This is a genomic window from Thermodesulforhabdaceae bacterium (assembly GCA_037482015.1).
Taxonomy (GTDB): domain Bacteria; phylum Desulfobacterota; class Syntrophobacteria; order Syntrophobacterales; family Thermodesulforhabdaceae; genus JAOACS01.
In genome coordinates, this window is record JBBFKT010000004.1 from 61,404 (window position 1) to 84,509 (window position 23,106).

The following is a 23,106-nucleotide window of genomic DNA, read 5'->3' on the forward strand; positions in this document are numbered from 1 at the left end:
ATCTCTTAATTGACAGATGTTCAAAAAAACGGGCTATTTTAAGGCTGGTGGGTTATAAAAGATCAAAAGGGGATAGCCGACAAAGAAAATCCCAAGTTTTTGCATAGGAGAATAGAGTTATTTATGGAATCTAGCACCGCTTTCAAATCAGGTTATGCATCCATTATTGGAGCTCCTAATGTTGGTAAATCAACACTTCTGAATGCCATTATTGGAGAGAAAATATCCATAACCTCACCTAAACCTCAAACAACCAGGAATCGTATTGCTGGAATCTACAACGATGAACGCTGTCAAATCGTTTTTGTGGATACGCCTGGCATACACGAAAGTAAGGATCTTTTTAACGAAATCCTCGTTTCTACCGCTTTAGCAGCCGTAAATGATGTTGATGTGCTGTGTTTTATAGTTGAACCCGTTAATCCACCAGGAAGACTTGATCAATACATTCTAGATAATGTTGTGAGACGCACTACCACACCGGTTATCCTCGTGATCAATAAGATTGATACTGTGTCAAACAAGAAAGTCATCTTACCCCTTATCGATTTTTATTCTAAACATTATGATTTCAACGCTATTATCCCTATGTCGGCTCTTTTGGCTGACGGGGTGCGAGAGCTTGTTGATGCCATCGTAGAAATACTCCCGGAGGGTCCTCGCTACTTCCCCGAAGACCAAATTACGGATCTTACAGAACGTTTCATTGTTGCCGAACTCATAAGAGAGCAGATCTTCCACCTCACGCGCGATGAAGTTCCATACTCAGTTCATGTCTCTATAGATCGTTTCCAGGACAATCCGGAAAAAGATATGACCACGATAGAAGCAACCATTCATGTTGAAAAGGACTCCCAGAAAGGGATCATCATAGGGAAAGGTGGAAGAATGCTCAAAGAAATAGGAAGACTTTCTCGAATAAACATAGAACAGTTCCTTGGTAGAAAGGTTTACTTACAGCTTTATGTGAGAGTCCAGGAGAAATGGCGTAGAAACAGGCGAGTTCTTGCCGAATGGGGATTTCGTTTATAAGATGATTACCCACCCGGTCATTCTTTGAGTCTTATCATGATTCGTTTTTACGCCACTAATATGATTGCTCAAACCCTGGGTAGATCATTTTCTATTGTGGCCCAGGTTCTCGTTTTTGTGTTGATAGCCAGGCGATTTGGAGCTGAAGCTCTTGGTCAATATGCTTACTTTCTTACTTTCGTAAACGTCTGCGCCACCTTTGCGGATTTCGGCTCAACCGTTACGATGGCTAAAGATCTTCCGCGATTTGAAGGTGAAAAACGGGAACTTTATCTGGGGAATGTGATCATAATTCGCGGCGTTCTTGCTTTTCTTGTCATGATTTTCGCCTTGGCAGTTGTGCCTTTTTTGGGGCGAGATCTGCTATACATTCTTATAATAGGCGTAATAACGATACCGTTTGCTGCATCTCGATTTTTCGATCCGGTCTTCCAGATATTAGAAAAACCCTGGTATGCCAGCATATCAACGGGTTTGTATGGGATAAGTTTTGTACTTTTTTCAATTCCGCTTATTTTATTTGACAGTCCTTTATGGACGCTTTGTGTTGCTTACCTGGTTGCTCAAATATTTTACCTTGTGCTTGCCTGGTTACTTACTAGAAGTCTTATTAAACCGCGTTTTGTGTTCAATAGGGATCTTTGTATTACACACCTTAAGATAGCAATTCCTATCGGAATTTCTTTTATATTTACGGCTATTAACAGTCGTGCTGATACATTTTTGCTGGAGTGGATGCGAGGAGTTCGAGATGTGGGCATGTATAACGCTGTTTATAAGGTAGTGGACACGGCTGCTTTGTTTGCCGTTCTTACGACTAACCCCCTTATACCCATATTGTCTCAGAAGAAACAGCAAGGAATGGATCACTTTACAAAAACGTTATTTCTTGTAGCTGGGCTGTTTGTGGGATTTCTTATTCCGATCGCTCTTGCTACCCCGTTATTTTCTGAATGGTTTGTTGCTTTGGTTTATGGGGAATCTTTTCGCGAAGCTGCTCAGGCTCTGAATGTGCTTTCCTGGGTTTGTATGCTGATTTTTGTTGGTCTCCTTGCAAGTACCGCCTGTCTTGTAATGGATGTGGTTCATTTTGAATGGTGGAATGCTGCTGTCGCTGCCGCTTTGAATATTACTATCAATCTTTTTCTTATACCGGTTTACGGCTACCTGGGTTCTGCCTGGGCAACTCTTGCATCTGAAATCTGGATCGTCAGCGTAACAATCTTTTTCATGATTAGAGCCATAGGCAAAGTCAAAATTAGACTATTATGAATTTCAGACTCATTTATCCAGGGAGTGAACAAGAAGTCCATGGATGATTTCAGTCCCGAAGCGCCTGGAAGAGATAATCGAAATAAATGCCAGGGATGTTTCCTTTGTCAGTCTCTACTGCACCTGTGATAGCCTTATTGAGCGTAAAGAATTCATTTTTTGAAGAAATCCTGTAGTTTCTGAAGCAAAGCATGGTGTGTCAAAAGAAAAGCGCAAAAATCGACCTTTTTGCCAAATGGAACAAGTTTTTCTAGGAAATGTTTCCGAGCCTGCCACACTAAAGACCGTCTTGGACGGAATGCTCCTTCATTGTCCCCGGCAAATGTCTATCATGGGAAAAAGAGCCACAGTGTTTTTCGATGCTGGTATAGCTACGAAAGATAATATGAAGATGGTGAAAACGAGGGGGGTTGAACTATGTCTGTATGCTCACCCATCTAGAAGCTTCCCTTCAAAGCCTTAAAGATGGGTTCTCTTTTCGTTCAGTCTATCACCGACTCTCTCGAAGAATTCAAGATCATGTATTTTTGACAGTTATAGCCTATCATCTGGTATATGTTATTCAAAGGGCATTACACAAAAAAGGTATTTGCCATCACTGGAACACTCTCCGGAATTATCTCAATGGTAAGGTTCAAGTTACGACCACGATGATCAATGACAAAGAGCAGGTCATTCGCATTCGGCACACTTCCGAGTCTGAGCCCATTCATGTAAACATATACCAGACTCTTGGGCTTTCACTGAAACCACTCAAAACTGTGAGAAAAATCGAATGAGCTAAAATCCGTGGTATCGAATGAAAATCACTTATCAAGTAATCGCGGTAACTTACGCAGAAAAATGACAAACTTGAGTTAAGATCATCCGCAACGCTAAATCTCGTTATAAGACTTCCAGTGTAATACCCAATACCTTTCGTTTCCGGATGCTCTTCAGGATAAATTCTCCTTTCTTACTGGGGATTAGGGATTAGGAATCTAATTTCTAGTTCCTGGTCCCCAATCCCCAATTCCCAATTCCCGACACCCGTTCACTACCTCCTGACCTCTTTCTCAATAAAGTCAAAAATATAGGGCTTTCCTCCTTTCTTCTTGAGGGTTAGCAATATTCACCAGGAGGAAAGCCTCCTCTTACTCCCTAATGTTAACCAGACACAATTGATAAAACACCACCAGGCTTTGCTTATTGCTTAACTTCAAATACCAGCGTTGCGTTAAGATACATAATATCAGCATTAGGATCATTTTCTATCGGTACTTTTGTTTTCGCACTGACAAGATTTAATCCTGTTTTTTCTACAGCGACATTTACAAAACCATTTGTATCTGTTTTTGCTTTTTCATCGTGTGACCAATTTATAGTAATAGAAACATCTGAAACAGGTCTTCCATTATAAACAACTTTTATGGGCAAAGTATCCCCTATTTTCAAATTAAGAGGATTTTTTAGCGGGATTACTTCCATTTCTGTTCCAAGAGGTCTCTTAAATGTATCAGACCATTTTTCAATATATTTAGAAAATTTAAAAGATCTTCCTGATTCAATAACGTTTAAAGATTCTTTTAGCGCATCAACCTTACCTATATTCTTCCATCCATCTGTAGTTTTTACCCAATATTTATTGTCAAAAGTAACAGTAACAGCATAAGCCTGTTTCTTGGGAACAAAGAAAAATCCGTTCTCATTTACATTGGTTTTAACAGGAATAACTTTCCCATTAACTCCAAAGGCTTTTACCTCGATCACTCTTGATGGATCATATTCTTCAGGTTTTCCATCGTGTCCATGTATTACCCAAAAATTTCCATTCTTTTTTTCAATCCAAAAATCGTGCGTTTGAGCTACCTTAGGAGCAAGGATCAAGGCAAAGCTAACCAAGAATAAAACAAAACCTTTTCTTAACATAACATACCTCCTTTCTTAAAACTCATATTTTAATCCAACAGTAAAATTCCACAAGGGTTGTGGATTTAACATTATTTCGTTTCCATTTAGCCAGGTAACTTCGGATGAATATTTTCTGGGTGTATAAGTTGCGGATAAAAAATAACCGAGTTTTTTCATTTTGTAATTAAGATTTAAAGTGTATTTATCAAATACAGGCCCTTTAACAGGTGATGTTGATTTGCCTATATAATAATATTTACCTGATGTGTAGTAGTAACCTAAGTCTCCATAAAATTTTTCATCTTCACTGAATGACTTAATAAATTCAAAACCAAGTTTAATTATATCTTCTGGAACATCAATAACTTTATCTTGCCCTGGATTTATCGGGTTTTTTACTTCTGCATTTACCCATGAATAACTTGAATAAACCGCAAACTCTGGAAGGATATAAAATTTAAGATCTATCTCTACCCCTTTTCTGCTTGAATCTCCAATGTTTACAGGTTCATTATTAATAATTGCTACTTCTCTCTTAAGATCCGTTTGATAATAATCTACAGAAAATTTAAGCCTGTCAAAAAGAAAGCTGCTAAAGCCTGTGTCCCATGAAGATATATATGCAGGTTCAAGATCAAAGTTTTTCCTTTGCGACGAACTTGAAGGAGATAACTCATTTATGTAAGGTGCTCTTGCGCCCTTAGACCAGTTTGCAAAAATATCAAAATTTCTAAAAGGCGAGATAACTATTCCTACTTTGGGACTCAATACATATGAATCTCCTTCACCAGAATTATCAGGAACAACATGGTTTGTTATGTCATATGCAAACCCATCATACCTGATTCCACCTACAAATTTCAAAAATTCCACAGGTTTTATTTGTCCCTGAACAAACATAGAATATTGTGTGTATCTTGCATCCCAGTATTGAGCACATTCCCCAGATTTGGTTCTTTTTTGGGTAGGGTATCTCTGATAATAGCCATCATCATATCTAAACTCAAATCCTGGGGTAAGCATTATTTCTTTAGCAACAAAGAAATTATAGTATGTCTTAATTCCCGCGGTATCTGTGTTAAATATTCTCGCCTGCTGTGCAATTGGAGACGTGCTGTATATTGGAAAAGCGACATATCTATTTAGTTCAACATCGCTGTAGTATGTTGTAATATACAATCCTTCTTCTTTACTGTCAGGAGTATAATTAACAACAAAGAAGACTGCTTCGCTGTCTCCTCCATCATCAGGCGTAAGAGTAGATTTTCTACTAACAATATCTTTTTCTAGCTCAGTTTTTGATATGTATCCCGGAGCATCCCAATCAGCCTTATAGTAATTAAATCTCAATGCAATACTACTATCACCAATAGGATAAGAAACCTTTGTAAAAAAATTGTATCTTTCATAATCAGAGTTGTCCCTAAATCCATCCGTTCTGTGATACTCTCCCAAAACTAAAGGAGTAAATTTTAGTTTATCATAACTGAAAGTAGGTAAAACTCTAAAACTACCGTAACTACCCCCCGAAGTCACAACACTTGAAGGGGATGTTGTCGGTGTAGTTATATTAATACAACCACCAACAGAGTTATCACCGCATAATACTGAAAATGGTCCCTTTATAACATCTATTCTCTCAATCATTTCAGGCATAAGCCAGGAAATAAGATGATCACCAAAATAGATAGGATAATTCTGCGGCACTCCATCAATATAGGTTGCTATATATCTTTTTCCACCACCACCTCCTCCTAACCCTCTCATAGTTAGAGCAGAGCCAATATCCCCCTGTCCATAACTCTCCACGTATAGACCTGGTATTTTTCTGAAAATTTCTTCATGTTTCGAAGTAACAATGTTACTTAATTCATCCTTTGTTACAACATTTACATTGGCGGGAATAGATTCATTGGCAATAGAAATTGATGACTTCTCTTTTATAATTTTCTTTTCTTTAACAATAATCTCTTCAAGTTGTATATCATCTGTCTTTTGTGGTTCTGGTTCTGCATAGATAGGGCAAATTGGGAATAGTAAGAAAAACATTAAAACTAGAATCATTTCCACGCTCCTTTTCTGAGAAATATATAAACTTTATATTAAGACTGATTTGATATAAAAAAAGGCCGTGCAAGGCTAACACCTCACACGGCCTTCTTGACCTTATTTACCTTTCTTAGGCATTTACCTTTCTTAGGTAGCGAACTTTTAACTCAAAAAAAAGATATTGTCAAGTCCAGTTAAAAGGGTGTTCGAAAACTTCTCCTATGGGCTGGTAAAGTAACATAAACCGCAGAAAACGCAAGGATGGAACTTAACTTAGAAGACCTTTCCAGATATAGGTAGCTAGGAAAAGACTCAATAAGTGATCTACCAGATAATTGCAGGGGCGACGCATACGTCGCCCTTACAATTCTATGCCTGTGAGCCTATTGCCAGGACAACCCTGCATGGAAAGAATTTTCGAACATTCTCGTTATATTTTGTCTTTACATAATAAAATAGCTGTTTAAGAAACAGCCAACAGCCAGTAGCCGATAGGATTCCGACTATTTGGCTACTGACTGTTACCAGAGCATTGGCTTGCAAAGCACGACATACCCATCGGAAATCCACCGCCGTTTGTCTATCACTTTTCGCGCTTAGACAACTCCCTGGGCTTTTAATGATGCAATATCAGAGCTACCCATACCCAGTTCCTGCGCGAGGATTTCTTCTGTGTGTTCTCCAAGTTCCGGTGCATGAGTTCTTACAGCTGCCTGAACTTTCTCGCAGCGAAGAACAGTCCCTAGCTGGCGGTATGCTCCGTAATGTTCGTGAACCATTTTAACCACAAGCCCGCGAGCTATAAATTCTTCGTCATTTATAACTTCATCCAGGTTCCTTACCGGCTCGCAACAGCAATCCACTTGACTGAAGAATTCTATCCATTCTACTTGGGTGCGTTCCAGAAAAATATCCGTGATAGCTTTTATAAGATCTTTTTGATGTGAACCAGGTTCAAAATAAGCCGGCGTGACCCACTCCGGATGTCCCACAGCCTGGCAGAAAGCCTTCCAGAACTGAGGTTCCAGAGCTCCAAGACTCATGTAGCGTCCATCCCTGGTTGGATAAATGTTGTAACAGGCCAACCCGTGGTTCAACATGTCGTCCCCGGGCCTGGGTATTTTGCCGTCGGCTAGGAATTTCCCCCACCGTAGAGCATGGAAAAGCAACAGTCCATCGGTCATTGAAACATCGACGAAATCTCCTTCGCCAGTTTTTTCCCGGTGATATAAGGCGGTCAAAATGCCGAAGGCTGCAAGTAGAGCTCCACCTCCGATATCTCCAATCTGAACTCCCGGAAGCACCGGCTCGCCGTTCTTCCCCGAATAAGAAAGCACACCACTTATAGCTAGGTAATTTATATCGTGTCCTGCTCGATGCGCTCTTAATCCTTCCCGCCCATAGCCCGTAATGGAACAGTAAACAAGCCGTGGATTCTCTTTTCGAAGTGTTTCATATCCCACACCAAGCCGATCCATCACTCCAGGCCTGAAACTTTCCAGCACCACATCGGCATTTCTTACGAGTTTAAGAAAAATATCTCGCCCTCTGGGATCTTTCAGATTAAGTGTAAGAGAGCGTTTATTACGATTGAGAACAACATGAAAACCGCTGGACTTTCCTAAAAATGGAGGCCACTGGCGAATATAGTCCCCACCTTTGGGATCTTCTATTTTGATAACATCCGCCCCAAAATCGGCAAAAAGCATTGAACAAAGCGGACCGGGGAGAAGTCTTGATAAATCAAGTATTCTAAGCCCATGAAAGGGCAAATTCGATTCTTTCATGGTTGCGTCCCCTTTCTACGAAGACAATCCAAGCCTTTTTGCCACAATAAGCCGCATTATTTCGTTTGTTCCTGCAAAGATGGGAATTACTCGCACATCTCGATAAAATCTCGCTATGGGATATTCTTCCATATAACCGTAGCCTCCATGAAGCTGCACACATTGATAGGCTATTCGATTAGCCATTTCCGAAAGCCAGGTTTTACCCATGGAGACATCCACAACCACATCCTGTCCTTTCATATGACGCATAATGAGTTTTTCTAAAAAGGCTCGCCCCACGGCGATTTCTGTAGCCATATCCACAAGTTTGAAAGCATTGTGCTGGAATGTGCCTATAGGACGGCCGAAGGCTGTGCGTTCCCTGGCGTAGGTAAGAGTCATATCAAACATGGCTTCCGCCATAGCTTGAGCCATGATGCAGGCAAGAAGCCTTTCCTGCTGAAGATGTTCCATCATGTAGTAAAAACCTTTGTTTTCTTCCCCTAGAAGATTTTCTGCTGGCACTCTGCAGTCTTCGAAGATAAGTTCTGCGGTATCCTGCCCGTGTAAACCCATTTTTTTCAAACGCCGTCCTCTCGAAAATCCTTCAGCGTCTCGCTCTACAACTATAAGACTTATGCCCCTGGCTCCTGAGTCTTTCGAACCCGTGCGACACGCTACAACCATCAGATCGGCATGAATACCGTTTGAAATAAAGGTCTTCTGACCGTTAATAACCCACCAATCTCCATGCCTTTCGGCTCTGGTTGTGATAGAAGCAAGGTCTGACCCGGCGTTTGGTTCCGTCATGGCAATGGCAAGCACATATTCCCCTGATGCACACTTTGGAAGCCACCGTTTCTTCTGCTCTTCTGTCCCAAGATGATAAATGTATGGCGCTACTATGTCGCTATGTAGTGGTGCCATGAGACTTATGGCTCCAGCTCTGGCAAGTTCTTCTGTGATAATTACGGAATAGAGAAAATCAGCTCCGCTTCCTCCATATTCTTCCGGGAGCCAGGGGCAGAGAAAACCATGTTCACCAAGTTTATTCCATATTTCACGGTCAACCATGCCCTGTTCTTCCCATCTGGGAACATGAGGCACAACTTCGTGCTCTAAGAAACGACGAAAAGATTCGCGAAAGATCACATGTTCTTCCTTATACATGAGAAAACACCTCCGCGTGAGAATACAGTGAAGAATAAAGCTGTTATTCTGGAACTCTGCGGTAATCGTCGAAGAGATCACCGCAGAGTCCCATCATGTTGCGTCTTTATCTACTTTTTCATGTAAAAGTCTTTGTATAGATCTCTGGCTACTCGCTTTGCAAATTTACCCACGCTGGTCTTGGGGATTTCATTAACGAAGAGCACTTCATCGGGAAGTTGCCATTTGGCAAACTTGGGGCGTATAAAGTCCAGGATGTCTTCCTTTGAGACTTTTCCTTCGTAGTCTTTACGAAGTATAACCAGCGCCAGAGGACGTTCTTCCCACTTGGGATGAGGAATGCCTATGACTGTTGCTTCCAGCACGGCGGGGTGAGCCATAATAGCATTTTCTAGATCCACCGATGATATCCATTCTCCACCGCTTTTTATAAGATCTTTGAAACGGTCGGTGATCTTAAGGTAGCCGTATTCGTCTATGGTCCCAGCATCGCCACTTCGCCAGTAACCATCTTCCGTGAAGGCTTCCTGAGAGCGTGGATCGTTATAGTAAGATCCTGTGATCCAGGGACCTCGAATGATAACTTCCCCAACGCTTTTTCCATCGTGAGGAAGTGGATTGCCGTCAGGTCCCAGAATGTCCACATCAAGACCCATAACGGGGAGTCCCTGTTTTTTCTTGAGTTCCCATTTTGCGTCTTCATCCAGGAATTTCAGAGACGGTTTAAGATAATTGATTGTTACAAGTGGGGTTGTCTCTGTAGCACCGTAAGCATGTATTACCTGCGCTTTTCCTAAATCCCAGTAGCCTTTCATCATAGCAAGCGGCGGCTCAGTTGCTCCAGATATCATCCTGAGTCCTGCCAGATCGGGCTTGGGATCCATAGCCCTTATACATTCCAGCATGGGCATGAAAACTGCCGGTGCTCCGCATGTGGCAGAAACTTTCTCCTGAAGGATCAAATCTACTATTGGCTTCATATTGTCAACGGCATAACGACCCGGAAATACAAGTTTTGCGCCCACCATTGGAGCTGCAAAAAAGACGCCCCAACCCTGAGCATGAAACATAGGAACAAGTTGAAGCACTACGTCATCATGAGTGAGTCTCATGGCGTGAGCAATTGCCCATGTGTGAAGGTAAAGGGCTCGGTGAGACTGGTAAACCCCCTTCGGTTTGCCCGTTGTTCCCGATGTGTAGCAGGCAACAGCCGCCGACCTTTCATCCACCATGGGCCAGTCGTAAATGGGAGGTTGAGCCTGTAAAAGGGTTTCATAGTCCTGAGCATAAGAGGGGAGGGGCTTTGATGAATCGTCTCGCAGAATGATCACAGCTTTTATGCCGGGTAGATTGGGAAGAGATGGTTCAATAAGCGGGAGCATGGTTTCGCTAACAACCAGAAAACTTGCTTCGCTGTGTTGTAATACGTAAGTTCTTTCTTCATGAGATATTCTCGGGTTGACCTCAAGAAGCACAGCGCCTATGCCGGATACGGCAAAATACAGCTCACAAAACCTGTGAGTGTTCCATTCCATAACGCCGACTCTATCCCCCGGTTTTACTCCAAGGGCTTCCAAGGCGTTAGCAAGCTGCTGAACCCGGCGGTAGGTATAAGCATAGTTTGATCGATAAAGAGATCCATCCAGGTTTCTCGAGACAACCTCCTGTTCTGGATAGACCTTTGCAGCAAATTTAAGGAAATTTATAAGGTTTAGCTGATAATCATCTTGCGACGTTGACGGGAAGCCTTTAATAATCTTCCATTTTGAATTCATAATTTCCCTCCCCTGTCTTCTTCTGCTCTGTCCTATTTTTCCTCTATCTCTGCTCTTACTCCCGACAGAGCATCACCCCTTTCTGTGGTAACCTGCAGGTGGTATATCCCCGGTTCCATTTTCCAGCCAGAGATCGTTAAGCTGTCTCCAGGGTAAACGACACTTGAAAATCTGCAACCAAAGGATTTCAGCCGTTCAACTTTTCCTTCACAGACCTGGTCGATGAGAGTGCGAACGGCGAAGCCAAAGGTGCAAAGTCCATGAAGAATTGGCTGAGGAAGCCCCGCAGCTTTTGCAAAATCAGGATCTATGTGAAGGGGGTTATAATCGCCGGAAAGTCTATAAAGAGCCGCCTGATTTTCCGATATTTTTTCGGTTACATTAAAGTCCGGTGGTCTGTCTTTGGGGTAATCATAAACCGGTTTCTTGGGTCCAGGATCTCCTCCCCAACCACCTAATCCTCGGCAGAAAAGAGTCATGCTCGTTTCAAAGAGCTTCTTACCGGCTTCGTCTTTTGACGTGCTTTCAAGTTCCACCAATGCGGCTTTTGCTTTGTCATAAATACCAACAATTTTCACTTCCGTAAATATTTTTCCCTGAGATGGAATAGGTTCGAAAAGCCTTATAAATTCCTCCCCGTGAAGGACAGTTTTAAGGTCTATGTTTAGTTTTTCCAGGATTGGGAAAAGGGGTCCGTAGGTTGTGATGGTGGCAAAGGATGGGCAGACTTTTAGACCTCCTTTGGCTCGCTCGTAAACGTAATGAAGATCCGTTGCTCTGGCTCCTATGCCCAGATTGTAAAGAATCACATCCCGCCAGGTGTAAGACATTTCATATGGTCCAAAGCTTTTTCCCACAAGATCAAGGTTTATCATGGGGTTATCCTCCTTTTTGTGCTACCCACAGTGCTGGAATGCACCGTGGGAAATAGCCACGATGGTAGTTTTACCAGCCTCCTGTTACTTTAATGACCTGCCCGGATACGTAGTCAGAAAGAGGCGATGCAAGGAAGAGAATTACTCGAGCGGCTTCATCCGGAGTGCCGGGACGTCCCAGAGGGATCATCAGTCTGAAGACATCAAGATGTTCTTTTGGGACACCGATAGGAATCTTTTTGCCGTTTTTTTCCAGCACAGTATCTTCCTTTTTGGGTTGAGTAAGCCTTGTTTCTATCCAGCCAAAAGCTACAGCGTTTACGTTAACGTTGAGTTGTCCCCATTCTTTGGCTAGAGTTTTCGTAAAGCCGATAATACCTGCTTTAGCCGTTGAGTAGTTTGCCTGTCCGGCGTTTCCATCGGTGCCGGCAATTGAAGTTACGTTAACGATTTTTCTCATAACAACTCGCCCTTCGGCTTTCTCCTTTTTGGCGTTTTCTCTGATGTAGGGTGCGGCAGCTCGAATGATTCTGAAAGGAGCCGTGCAATGAACCTTCAGCATGGCTTCCCATTGCTCATCTGCCATCTTGTGAACCACGCCGTCCCATGTATAACCGGCATTGTTGACTATGACATGAATGTCAGGTCCGAAAGCTTCGACCGAAGTTTTCACAAACCTTTCGGCAAAATCATCAGCCGTTACATCTCCCGTTATTCCTACAACTTCCCCGCCCTGATTTTTAATCTGGGTCATGACCTCTTCCAGCGGTTCTCGATCCAGATCGCTCAAAACCAGCCTGGCTCCTTCAGAAGCAAACAATAGAGCTGTTGCTCTTCCTATACCTCTTCCCGCTCCCGTGATTAAACAGATTCTTCCATCAAGCATCTTTTCCATTTTTTCTCTCCTCCTTTTAGGGCTAGTTCATTTCGAGTCTTTTTCGGATGTCTTTACGAAGTTCTTTCTTAAGGACTTTGCCTACGGGATTTCTCGGGATCGCTTCCACGATTTCAAGCCGTTCAGGTAGCTTATAGGTAGCGACTCCCTGTTCCTTCATGTATGCGATGACGTCATCTAGCGTGACAGTTTTTTCCGGTTTGGGAACAACATAAACGCATACTCGCTCACCCAGGTTTTCATCAGGCATTCCCACAGCTGCCACATCCTGAATGGCGGGATAAGCAAGTAAGATATTTTCTATTTCTTGAGCGCTGATATTGTAGCCGCCTCGTATGATGATATCTTTGGCACGATCGAAAAACTTCAAGTATCGATCCCCAGCGATTGAGAAAAGATCTCCTGTGAGGAAGTATCCTTCTTCATCGAAAGCCGTTTCATTAAGGTCTGGTCTTTTGAAGTAACCAGGAATGACGTTAGGACCTCGATATAAGAGCTCTCCCACGGCGCCATCTTCGTTGAGTTCGGAACCATCTGGAGCCACTACTTTGATTTGTATGAATTTAGCCATTGGAGTGGACCATTCTACCCCTGGAACCCCATACCTGGGGAAGTGATCCACTCTGACCTTCATATCCGGCACATCCGCCACACTGGATACAATCGCTGTTCCTTCGTTTTGTCCCCATATGTTGCCAATATCTATGTTCCAGCGCTTTTTAAATTCCTCCATTGCCCAAAGGGAAGGTGGTGCGGATCCTACCGTGATAGTTCTTATAGAACTCAGGTCAAAGGTGTGAGATGCAGGATGTTTTAAAATCAGATTAACGACAGCAGGCACTAGCAGAGTATAATTAATGCGCTCTTCGACCATCTGCTTCAGAAGTATCTGTGGGTCAAAAGGATGGTGTAGTATGACGGTTCCCCCGTAGCGTAACCATGGAATGAAGACCGTGCCAACCGATGCCATATTTACAAGAGGGCCCGCTGTGAGCATGATGTCGCTCGGTTTTACAACAGCTCCCGCTACGCCAGCCTGACATCGCCAATTATTGTGACTGAGCGGACATCCTTTGGGTTGAGCCTCGGTTCCAGATGTCCAGCATATGGTGAAAATATCGTTTGGATCGGTGTGAATATTATCAAGATCAGGATCAGGCGATTCTTGCATCATGAGTCGTATGTCTTCATAGGTAAAGATCTTCTTCAGGCCAGGAACCTGCTGGCTGACTTCCTCTGCCATAGATTTAAAGGGAAAGCCGTGGAATTCTTTAACTGTAATCATTGCTTTTGCTTCAGTTAGTTGAGCCACATAGCTTACTTCTCTAGACCGCCATTGCATTGGCATAGGAGATATGATTCCACCGGCACGAGCAATTGCCAGATAGAGCATCCCTAACTCCCAGCAATTAGGGAGTTGAACCATAACGATGTCGTCTTTGCCTATTCCTTCAGCCTTTAGACTGGTGGCTACAGAATCGACGGCTTTAGCAAAATCTTTGTAGCTGATTCTTTCAGGTAGTGATCCCACAAGGGCTTCTTTGTTAGGTGGATCTACAAATGCAGTAGCTTCCGGCATCTTCAAAACGTGTTCTCTGAAATCGTCCAAAAGCGTTCTGCGAGTTTCCCAACAACCCTTTTGGGTGTATTCTTTTATTTTGTCGGGCGTTGCTAAGATCATGGCGCCCTCCTTGGAAGGTAAGGAAGGTTAGTTATAGTTAGGCTATTTTATGTGCCAAATATAGCCATACTGCACACACTGAAGGCTGGTATTCCGCCCAGGTTGTGAGTAAGTCCAAGTTTGGGATTTGGGATCTGACGGGGACCAGCTTTTCCCTGTAGTTGCTTATAAACTTCGTAAATCATTCTTAGACCTGACGCTCCGATGGGATGGCCAAAGCATTTAAGCCCGCCGTCAGACTGACAGGGAATCTTGCCGGTAAGTTCGAAAAGCCCGTCGTTTATATCGTGAATAGCTCGTCCTCTTTCGGAAATTTGCAGATCTTCGTAAGTTACCAGCTCAGTAATTGAAAAGCAGTCGTGCACTTCGAGAATGCTTATTTGTTCTCTCGGCTTCTGTATTCCTGCTTCTTTGTAGGCTCTGATGGCGGCTTCCGTTGTGGTTTTAAGGTATGTGCCGTCCCAGCGATTCGTGTAAAGTTCCTCTCCCGATGTTGCGGCTACCTGAAGAGCCTTAACAAAAATCGGATCTTTACGGATGGAACGAGCAATTTCCGGTGTGGTTACGATAGCTGCCGCCGCTCCATCGCTTACACCGCAGCAATCAAACAATCCGAGAGGCCAGGCAATAATGGGTGCCTTAAGGACTTGCTCCTCAGTTATCTCCTTTCTCAAGTGAGCCTTAGGGTTCAAAGCCCCGGCTCGATGGCTCTTGCATGATATTTTTGCTAGAGCTCGCTTTCCTTCCTCCGGGTTGATACCGTATTTGGCAAAATAACGGGTAGCCATGAGAGCAAAACCGCCGGGAGCGGTAAAGTTTGGCAGGATGAACCGATTGAGAGTGCCCATAACCGCCCCAAAATCGGGAAGCCCGCCGTATCCTGTGTCCTTGAGTTTTTCCACACCCAGAGCCAGCGCGATCTTGACTGCTCCGGAAGCAACAGCGTAACAGGCACCCCTGAAAGCCTCTGTTCCCGTTGCACAAAAGTTTTCTACTCGGGTTACAGGAATGTTCTGAAGCTTTAACGTCTGGGCCAGTGGAATGGCGCTTTTTCCAACATTTACTTCATCGAAGCAGATTCCAAGCCATGCGGCTTCAATTTCCTTTTTTTCTATCCCGGCGTCTTCGAGTGCCTCCTGAAAGGCTTCAACCATTAGATCTTCGGCTCCAGCATCCCATCTTTCTCCGAATCTCGTGCATCCCATGCCTATGATGGCAACTTTATCTTTTATTCCCGAAGCCATGTTTAGCCTCCTTTTTTCTGGAAAATTGTTAGCGCTTTACTATAGGCACCGCTTTCCAAAAGTAGGTGTGAACACCGCGGTGACGGTCGTGGTATTTACGACGGAAAGAAAGTTCTACTTCCATCCCAACCTGAAGTTCGCCAAGATTACAGTCGGTAAAATCAAGCATCATCCTTCCGCCTTCTTCAAAGTCGATGATGCCGTAGATTTGAGGGGGATCGTAGGAAAAGGCGAGATTGTCTCCCGTATAACTGAATATATGAGCCTTTTTCCGGGAAAAGCTGTATGGTTCCATTTTATTCACCGCCTGACATTCGCTTACAACACAGATACGCTGCGGAGGAAACTGCGGTGTGCCACATTGAATGCATCGAGAGCCCACTAGACCAAGAAGAGCCTTACGGTTACGCCAGACTACAGACAGCGGACTTTCAGCCTGAAATTCTCCTCTAAGCCCTGTCTCTACTTCCAGGACTTCCCTGAAGGCGAGAAATTTTTGATAGGCTATGGGGGCTTTCCGGTTTAGCATTTCTTCAAAGGATTTCGCTGACTTTACTGAGCCTATGAGTTCTGTTGCCTCGAAATGAAGTAAATCCACACCGCTTCCGTAACCTATAAGCAGAATCTGGTCTCCAGGTTGGCACTGTTCAAGAGCCTGGCTAAGCAGAATTAGAGGGTGAGCAGAACCCGTATCCCCCACATTAAGAAAAAGTGGATTAAAGATTTGTTCATCAGAAAAACCAGCCATTTTCCCGATAAGTGAGTGTTCTCTAGGATAGGGGCATGGGTAAATTATAAATCGAAATTTATCTGGAGATAGGGACTTCTGAGCAAGATAAGTTTTGACGGCGTGAGGGATGAACTTCGTAAAACCCTCATCTCGCATCCATCGTTCTTCCCATACTCTTGGAAACGACCTGGATGGTTCTCTAAGAGGTGATGGAAAATCGGCAGAGAAGGAGAGACTTCCTCTAAAAGCGGCAATAACTCGATCTTTTCCCACCAAAACTGCTGCTCCCCCGTCACCCTGTAGGAATTCATCCGAACTCCCAGGCTTGGTCTTTCTGACTTCGCTGGCTGTTACGATGCCCCAGGAGACATCTCCTGCTTGAAGACGTTCGAGAGCAGAAAGGAGAGCCGTTGTTCCGGATCTGGTGCTTCCTGAAAAATCCGCCGTGGATACAAAATCGGCGCATTCCAGAGCTTCGGCGATGATGGCTGAGTTAAGCCTTTCTGAATATGGAAAGCTTGTTGATGCGGCGTGAAGTAAACCCTTTGATTTATGAACTGGCGAAGGATCGATTATGGCATTTCTTGAAGCCGCTACAGCCAGAGTGATGGCATCCTCATCGTAGTTTGCTACCGTGCGTTCTCCGGAAGCTAGCCCCAAGGTTGTGGCATTGATCCACGATATTGCTTTTGCCATTTCTTTTCGATCTAAGCGGTATCTTGGTAGATAAGCCCCGAAACCTGTGATTCCAACCATGACTCTGACCTCCCGTGGGTCAAGGGTTTAAGTTTGCTTTTAACTGACCGACCGTTAAGTTTAAGCCTACAAAACTATTATAAGCCTGTCAATATGAAACTTTTGACCGTTCCGGTTTATTTTCCAACCCCTGACAATATCTTCGTTTGAAACTTGCCCTTAGCTAAAACTCTTTACGCTGTTTCGAAGCTATTGTAACTTAACAAATACATGGTTATGCAGGCAGGGTAGAAAAATTGGAAAGGGAGGGCAAAGCCGTATGAAAATGAAAAAAATCGGGATCTTAATTATTGTGGTTGTGATGCTCCTTGGTGGTTGTGCTACTCAACCAGGTTATCCACCTCCAAGTAGAGCTCAGCAGGGAGCTTTGACTGGTGCTGGTATTGGTGCCGCTACCGGAGCAATTCTGGGTGCGGCTATCGGTGGAAGCGGTAAAGCTGCTCTGCTCGGCGCTGCCGGTGGAGCCGTTGCCGGTGGAATTGCTGGTGGGATGATCGGAAGCTACATGGATAGACAGGAACAGGAACTTCGTCAGGCTTTTGCAAACGTAGAAGGGGCAAGTATTCAGCGGGAACAGAATATTCTTGCGGTTACTCTCAAATCTGATGTGCTGTTCGACACCAATTCTTATGTTCTGAAACCTGGGGCATACGATGAGATTGATAGAGTAGCAAGAGTGCTGGTTACTTATCCTCAAACTCGCGTCCGAGTGGAAGGGCATACAGATTCTAGAGGTTCTGAACAATACAATCAGATGCTTTCTGAACGGCGTGCCATGTCTGTTCGGGACGCTCTTGTGCAAAGGGGAGTTGACCCGAGACGCATTGAAGTGGTCGGCTATGGAGCAACCCGACCTGTTGCAACAAATGCCACCGAGTCTGGTCGCCAGATGAACCGCCGCGTGACTGTTGTTATTATTCCCGAACAGGGATAGATCGTGACCATATGTAAAGGGCAATAGAAAGAGCAACAGAGCCGTTGAGAGATTCTACTGCATTGGTTATTGGAATCCTCACGGCTCTAGTTTTCCATCGATCTGGAAGTCCTGGTCCTTCAATACCGGGAAGAATTCCAAAGGTTTTTGGAAATCTTACATCTTCGATCTGTTTTATGCCCGAAGCATCAAGCGGGATAATAGGAAGTGAATCCGGCAGTTCTTCAATAGATGGTCCAGAATGAACCCTAATTCGAAAAACCGCTCCTGCGGATGCTCGAACTGCTTTAGGATGAAATGGGTGAGCCCCCTCTTTGAGAATGATCACATTATGAACGCCAAAGGCGGCTGCTGATCGAATGGCTGAACCGATGTTTTCAGGATCCTGAAAGGGAAGTAGAATCCAGCATCCTTTATACGGAAATCCTTCGGTCGGATTCCATTTGGGAATTAGGGGAATGTTGCATAGAGCGAAGGGATAGCCGGTATTGAACATATCGAGTTCGGCAAAGAGAGGTTTTGTGAGAACATACCAATGTCGAATTGATTCGAGAAAGGCATCATAAGGTGATGCTAAAAAACTGGCGGGGGCGATGATGGCTTTTACTAGGTCTGGTTTTGTAGAGAGAATTTCTTTTAGGATTTTTTTTCCGAATACAAGGGTTTCACCCGCTTTTTTGACTCCTCGCCCGGAAAGAAGGCTTAGCAGATGGCGAAATGTTTCGTTCCTGGTGGATTGAATGGTAGTGATTTGGATCGAAGAAAGTTCTTTTTTCATCCTTCCTGGCCTATTTTTTACGAAGACAACCACTTGCTCGCTCTCTATAAACCTTCAGGACTTTTAACTCAAGAAGATAGTTCTGAAGAACTCAGTCTTTATAGTCTGGCTAAGTTGTGGATCAAGGAGACTTACGCAAAGCCTGGTAATGTTTTTCTTGGTTTGGTTCAAAGACTTGATCGTGCTGCCGCAGGAATTATAGTTTTTGCCAAAACATCGAAGGCTGCTTCCCGTCTTGCAAAGCAGTTTCGGGATCATGTGGTAGAGAAGGTATATCTTGCTGTGGTAGAAGGACTTGTGGAAAAGGATACGGATACGCTGATTCATTACGTAGAACCCGGCAGAACCAAAACCTTGATTACCCAATTTCCAGGTCGTGAAGCCAAATTGACCTACAAAGTGCTTGCCCGTTCTTATCGGCTTAAAAGAACTCTTCTTGAAGTAAATCTTTATACCGGAAGGAAGCATCAAATAAGAGTTCAGCTAAGTTCCATTGGTCACCCTTTGCTTGGGGATTATCTGTATGGATCATCGTTTAAGTTCCCAAAAGGGGCTTTGGCTTTACTAGCTTATCGTATAACCTTTTTACACCCAACACAGAAAATCCCGATAACTCTTACTTCTCCCGTGCCGACATCTTGGCCATGGGAGGGAAATCTTTCTAAATCCAAAAGTCTATTCTGGTTGTGGGATGAAATCAAAGACCATTTAGATTTACCTGCCGGTATGTGACTATAATATTCACTACGATCCCGTAAAGACGATCTGCTACAGACCGCCTTTACGGATTTTTATCGTGATTTAACTAAATCGTTCTACCGGCGTCGAATCCGCCATGTATAGCATCAAAGGCTTTGCCGATTTTCGATGCATCGCCCACAATGTGGTAGGGTATGTTCAGTTCCTGAAGAACTGTTTCAATTTCCCGATTTGGTCTAGCACCTGTTGCCACTACTACCGTGTCAGCTTTTATTAACCTTTTACCTTCCGATGTTTCGACTACAACACCTTCGGAAGTGATTTCCAATACCTTCGATGAAGTTAACACATTTACACCGTGTATCTGCAAATCCTGCATAAAACACCATCTGGTCGATAGACCAATGTCTTTTCCTATTTCTGGGAGCATTTCAATTATAGTGATCTTTTTAGTGCCCTGTGTTGCCATTTGGAGAATCAGTTCAGAATCCTTTGCTTGATGAGTGAGAAGGAATTTAAGGGATTCGGCATCTATGGTTCCTTTTTCAGCGAGATACAGGGCGGTTTCGATCCCGACCGCGCCACCTCCGATTATCACTACATTTTTTCCCGTCCACACCTTTCCCATCAAGACATCCCAGGCATGAACTACATGATCGCTTTTTATGCCGGGAATGGGAAGTTCGGTAGGTTCGGCACCGGTTGCCAGTATAACAACGTCCGGTTTCTCTCGCTCCAGAAGTTCTCGGGTAACTGGGGTATTAAGCATTACGGGAATACGGCGTGCAGATACCTGTTTGACGAGATCTGAAGCAAGTTGCAGAAATTCTTCCCGTCCTGGAGGCGCTCCAGCAAGAAGAAGCTGTCCACCAAGACGATTGCCTTTTTCATAAAGCGTTACATTGTGACCTCTATCGTGAGCAGTGATAGCTGCGCTCATGCCTGCTGCTCCACCGCCTACAATCATTACTTTCTTGGATTGTGGAGCTTTTTCAACTACTTTCTCTCGTTCGTGGCCAGCTCGAGGATTACAAAGACATTCTACAGACTTCATTTTGAACAGGTTATCGAAACAACCCTGAGCGCAGGCAACACAGTGGACGATTTCATGTTCTCTTCCAGAGCGAGCTTTTTCGGGCAGGAAAGGATCTGCTATAAGAGCTCGCCCCATTGCGACCATGTCGCAAAAATGGTTACCTATGAGTTCCCGGGCTGTATAAGGATCGTTTATACGATGACCAGCGATAACCGGCACAGAGAACAATTCCTTGAAGTATCTAGCAAGATAAGCATAGGCTCCTCTTGGCACTTCAGCAATAATTTGTGGAACTCTAGCCTCATGCCATCCTACATTTACATTTATAGCATTAGCACCGACTTCTATAAGGCGTTTTACGTATTCTGTGAGTTCCTCTCGAGTTATTCCCCCCGGCATAAGATCATTTCCATTGACACGAACAAGTATTGGAAAATCATCTCCCACAGCTTTCCGAACGGCTTGAATGACTTCGATACCAAACCGCATACGATTTTCTGGCGATCCACCATATTCGTCCGTGCGCTGATTTGTAAGGGGTGACAGAAATTCACTGATAAGGTAACCGGTTCCGCTCAAGATTTCTACAGCATCAAAGCCGGCTTTTTTTACTCGCCTTGCAGCATCGGCAAATCTGGTGATGGTGGTCTTGATCTCTTCAAGGGTCATTTCTCTTGGGGTTTCTTTGGTCAATCGCGAAGGAATTGGCGATGGAGCTACGGGTTGTTTTCCTCCAAGGAAAACGGAGAGATTGTATCTTCCAGCATGGTTAAGCTGAACTGCTGCACGTGCTCCGTGACGTTTTATGGTGGAAGCAAGATTCTTGAGTCCAGGAATGAATTCATCCTTATGGGCTCCAATGTGGCCTGGAGGTCCGGAATACTCATCTACCGTAGCGAAACCGACTGTAATTAACCCAGCCCCTCCCCGAGCTCTTTCTTCGTAAAAATCTACGATCTGATCGGTCACAAAGAAGTTTTTTGCCATGTTTAAATGCATAGCAGGCATAAGAATACGGTTTTTTACTTCAAGATTGTGGATGAAAATTGGTTCAAAAAGCGGATCTTTCATTTCCCCCTCCCTTATTCGCCTTTATAGTTCTTCCAGAGCAATGCTGGACTATTTTAACCAAGGTCAAGGCAAGATTCAAAGTGAAAACCCCTTATAAACGGTTAAAAAGCATTATAAATTCGGCAACGGCAAGGGTTATGAGCGTAACCGGTATGCCTAGCTTTGCGTGATCCTTCCATGATATTGATATGCCTGACTTTGTGGCTTGATCCACAACGATAATGTTTGCAATGCTTCCTCCAATTAAAAGGTTACCCGCAAAGGTGCTGGCTATAGCCAGAAGATAACCGGTTTCTGGATGTTTTACCCAGGGAAGTAGAAGCATTACGGCTGGCACGTTGGACACTATGTTGCTAAGAATCACAGAAATTCCGAAAATCATGTCGGGATGATGTAGATTTATTCCAAATTTTCCGAGTTCTATTATTGTGCTTTGTGGGAGTCTGGTTTTGTAGAGAGCGTGGTTTATCACGAAAAGGCTTATAAAAAGGACCAAGAGTTGCCAGTCAACAAGGCTTAGAATCTCACGAGAACGGAAACGTCTGCTTGTTAGCAAAATTCCCGCAGCAGTAATGGCGCATAGTTCCCGGGGCCACCATTCACCTAGAAAAATAATCATAAGTAAAGTGGCTACCGTAAGCCCTTTAATGGTTTCCCATCGATCAAAGGGATTAAAATGCGAGTCGTCAATGGTTACAGATGGATCTTCTGGAAGAAGCCATTTTCCTTTCCATCGGCTTGCTATGATTGCCCATCCTGCGATGAGGGATATAGTTACCACAGGGAAAGCTCTGGCTATGTATTTAGAAAAGGAAAGATGTAAGGTTTGAGCAATTAGTATATTTTGAGGATTTCCTATAAGAGTTAGTGCTGATCCTATGTTTGCTGCACAGGCAAGACCAAGCAAATAGGGTAGGGGATTGATGCCTCTCCTGCGACATATACCTATAATCACGGGAGTTGTTGCAAGGCAAATCACGTCGTTAGTGAAAATAGCCGAAAGAAATCCCATAGTGACCATCATGCAAAGTAGCAGAAAGGATGGAGATAGACGCAATCTTGCGAAAGCAATTGTGATTTTGGTGTAGAATCCGCCAAGGCGTAGTTGAACTGATACAACCATAAGCCCGAATAGCAGGACAAGAGTCGGAATATCAAGGGCTTTGAGAGCTTCATTTTCGGAAAGGGCTCTGCTACCCATAAGAAGAATAGCACATAGTAAAGCTATGCCTGTTCTGTCCAGTTTCAGTCTGGGGAATCTACCAAGGATCATCCCTATATAGCATAGAGAAAAAGCCGTAATTGTGACGGCTTCCTTTGCGTGGTTGTTAATTTCCTTTCCAATGTGAGAAAGAACGATCCACATTTAGGATCTGTGCTACCTCCTTTAGATTTATGAGCTTTTTCTATTATAGAAGGTCGCCCAATCTAAATCTTTTGAATCTACAAT

General features: G+C 43.8%; 18 protein-coding genes. 5 read left to right on the forward strand and 13 right to left on the reverse strand.

The window, feature by feature from the left end:
- Positions 1–123 precede the first annotated feature (123 nt).
- The 3 genes from era to WHS38_06760 all read left to right on the forward strand — a co-directional run bounded on the left by era (position 124) and on the right by WHS38_06760 (position 3,083).
- A complete protein-coding gene (era, locus tag WHS38_06750) occupies positions 124–1,032 on the forward strand; it encodes a GTPase Era (GenBank protein MEJ5300670.1) in 909 nt (302 codons plus the stop codon).
- Positions 1,033–1,068: 36 nt separating this feature from the next.
- A complete protein-coding gene (locus tag WHS38_06755) occupies positions 1,069–2,304 on the forward strand; it encodes a flippase (GenBank protein ID MEJ5300671.1) in 1,236 nt (411 codons plus the stop codon).
- A gap of 425 nt (positions 2,305–2,729) precedes the next feature.
- Positions 2,730–3,083, forward strand: a complete 354-nt coding sequence (locus WHS38_06760; GenBank protein MEJ5300672.1) for a hypothetical protein — start codon at positions 2,730–2,732, stop codon at positions 3,081–3,083.
- A gap of 406 nt (positions 3,084–3,489) precedes the next feature.
- Here WHS38_06760 and WHS38_06765 read toward each other — a convergent pair whose 3' ends face one another.
- The 10 genes from WHS38_06765 to WHS38_06810 all read right to left on the reverse strand — a co-directional run bounded on the left by WHS38_06765 (position 3,490) and on the right by WHS38_06810 (position 17,138).
- A complete protein-coding gene (locus WHS38_06765; protein ID MEJ5300673.1) occupies positions 3,490–4,212 on the reverse strand; it encodes a DUF4198 domain-containing protein in 723 nt (240 codons plus the stop codon).
- 15 nt (positions 4,213–4,227) lie between these two features.
- The gene (locus WHS38_06770; protein ID MEJ5300674.1) at positions 4,228–6,258 is read right to left on the reverse strand and encodes a TonB-dependent receptor; all 2,031 of its coding nucleotides are present in this window, start codon (positions 6,256–6,258) and stop codon (positions 4,228–4,230) included.
- Positions 6,259–6,839: 581 nt separating this feature from the next.
- Positions 6,840–8,030 (reverse strand): CaiB/BaiF CoA-transferase family protein, encoded by a 1,191-nt coding sequence (locus WHS38_06775; GenBank protein ID MEJ5300675.1) that lies wholly within the window; start codon positions 8,028–8,030, stop codon positions 6,840–6,842.
- Positions 8,031–8,045: 15 nt separating this feature from the next.
- On the reverse strand, positions 8,046–9,182 hold the full coding sequence (locus tag WHS38_06780) for an acyl-CoA dehydrogenase family protein (protein ID MEJ5300676.1): 1,137 nt from the start codon (positions 9,180–9,182) through the stop codon (positions 8,046–8,048).
- 110 nt (positions 9,183–9,292) lie between these two features.
- Entirely contained in the window at positions 9,293–10,957 is a 1,665-nt protein-coding gene (locus tag WHS38_06785) for a long-chain fatty acid--CoA ligase (GenBank protein ID MEJ5300677.1), read from the reverse strand.
- 32 nt (positions 10,958–10,989) lie between these two features.
- Positions 10,990–11,832 (reverse strand): MaoC/PaaZ C-terminal domain-containing protein, encoded by an 843-nt coding sequence (locus WHS38_06790; protein MEJ5300678.1) that lies wholly within the window; start codon positions 11,830–11,832, stop codon positions 10,990–10,992.
- Between the two features lie 70 nt (positions 11,833–11,902).
- On the reverse strand, positions 11,903–12,727 hold the full coding sequence (locus tag WHS38_06795; GenBank protein MEJ5300679.1) for an SDR family NAD(P)-dependent oxidoreductase: 825 nt from the start codon (positions 12,725–12,727) through the stop codon (positions 11,903–11,905).
- 22 nt (positions 12,728–12,749) lie between these two features.
- The gene (locus WHS38_06800; GenBank protein MEJ5300680.1) at positions 12,750–14,408 is read right to left on the reverse strand and encodes a class I adenylate-forming enzyme family protein; all 1,659 of its coding nucleotides are present in this window, start codon (positions 14,406–14,408) and stop codon (positions 12,750–12,752) included.
- A gap of 47 nt (positions 14,409–14,455) precedes the next feature.
- Positions 14,456–15,652, reverse strand: a complete 1,197-nt coding sequence (locus WHS38_06805; protein ID MEJ5300681.1) for an acetyl-CoA acetyltransferase — start codon at positions 15,650–15,652, stop codon at positions 14,456–14,458.
- A 28-nt stretch (positions 15,653–15,680) separates the two neighbouring features.
- The gene (locus tag WHS38_06810; protein MEJ5300682.1) at positions 15,681–17,138 is read right to left on the reverse strand and encodes an OB-fold domain-containing protein; all 1,458 of its coding nucleotides are present in this window, start codon (positions 17,136–17,138) and stop codon (positions 15,681–15,683) included.
- A gap of 259 nt (positions 17,139–17,397) precedes the next feature.
- Here WHS38_06810 and WHS38_06815 point away from each other — a divergent pair, with 259 nt between their 5' ends.
- A complete protein-coding gene (locus WHS38_06815) occupies positions 17,398–18,072 on the forward strand; it encodes an OmpA family protein (protein ID MEJ5300683.1) in 675 nt (224 codons plus the stop codon).
- Here WHS38_06815 and WHS38_06820 read toward each other — a convergent pair.
- Positions 18,053–18,850, reverse strand: coding sequence for an RNA methyltransferase (locus tag WHS38_06820; GenBank protein ID MEJ5300684.1), 798 nt, complete (start codon positions 18,848–18,850; stop codon positions 18,053–18,055). The genes WHS38_06815 and WHS38_06820 overlap by 20 nt on opposite strands.
- Between WHS38_06820 and WHS38_06825 the strand changes: the two genes are divergently transcribed.
- Positions 18,824–19,582 carry an RNA pseudouridine synthase gene (locus WHS38_06825; protein ID MEJ5300685.1) on the forward strand — a complete coding sequence of 253 codons (759 nt, stop codon included), beginning with the start codon at positions 18,824–18,826 and terminating at the stop codon, positions 19,580–19,582. The two genes, WHS38_06820 and WHS38_06825, sit on opposite strands and share 27 nt — an antisense overlap.
- Positions 19,583–19,655: 73 nt before the next feature.
- Here the strand turns inward: WHS38_06825 and WHS38_06830 are convergent, their stop codons facing one another.
- Together WHS38_06830 and WHS38_06835 are read right to left on the reverse strand one after the other, a co-directional pair.
- Positions 19,656–21,656: an FAD-dependent oxidoreductase gene (locus WHS38_06830; GenBank protein MEJ5300686.1), complete on the reverse strand. Its 2,001-nt coding sequence runs from the start codon at positions 21,654–21,656 to the stop codon at positions 19,656–19,658.
- A gap of 91 nt (positions 21,657–21,747) precedes the next feature.
- A complete protein-coding gene (locus WHS38_06835) occupies positions 21,748–23,022 on the reverse strand; it encodes an anion transporter (protein ID MEJ5300687.1) in 1,275 nt (424 codons plus the stop codon).
- Positions 23,023–23,106: the final 84 nt, after the last annotated feature.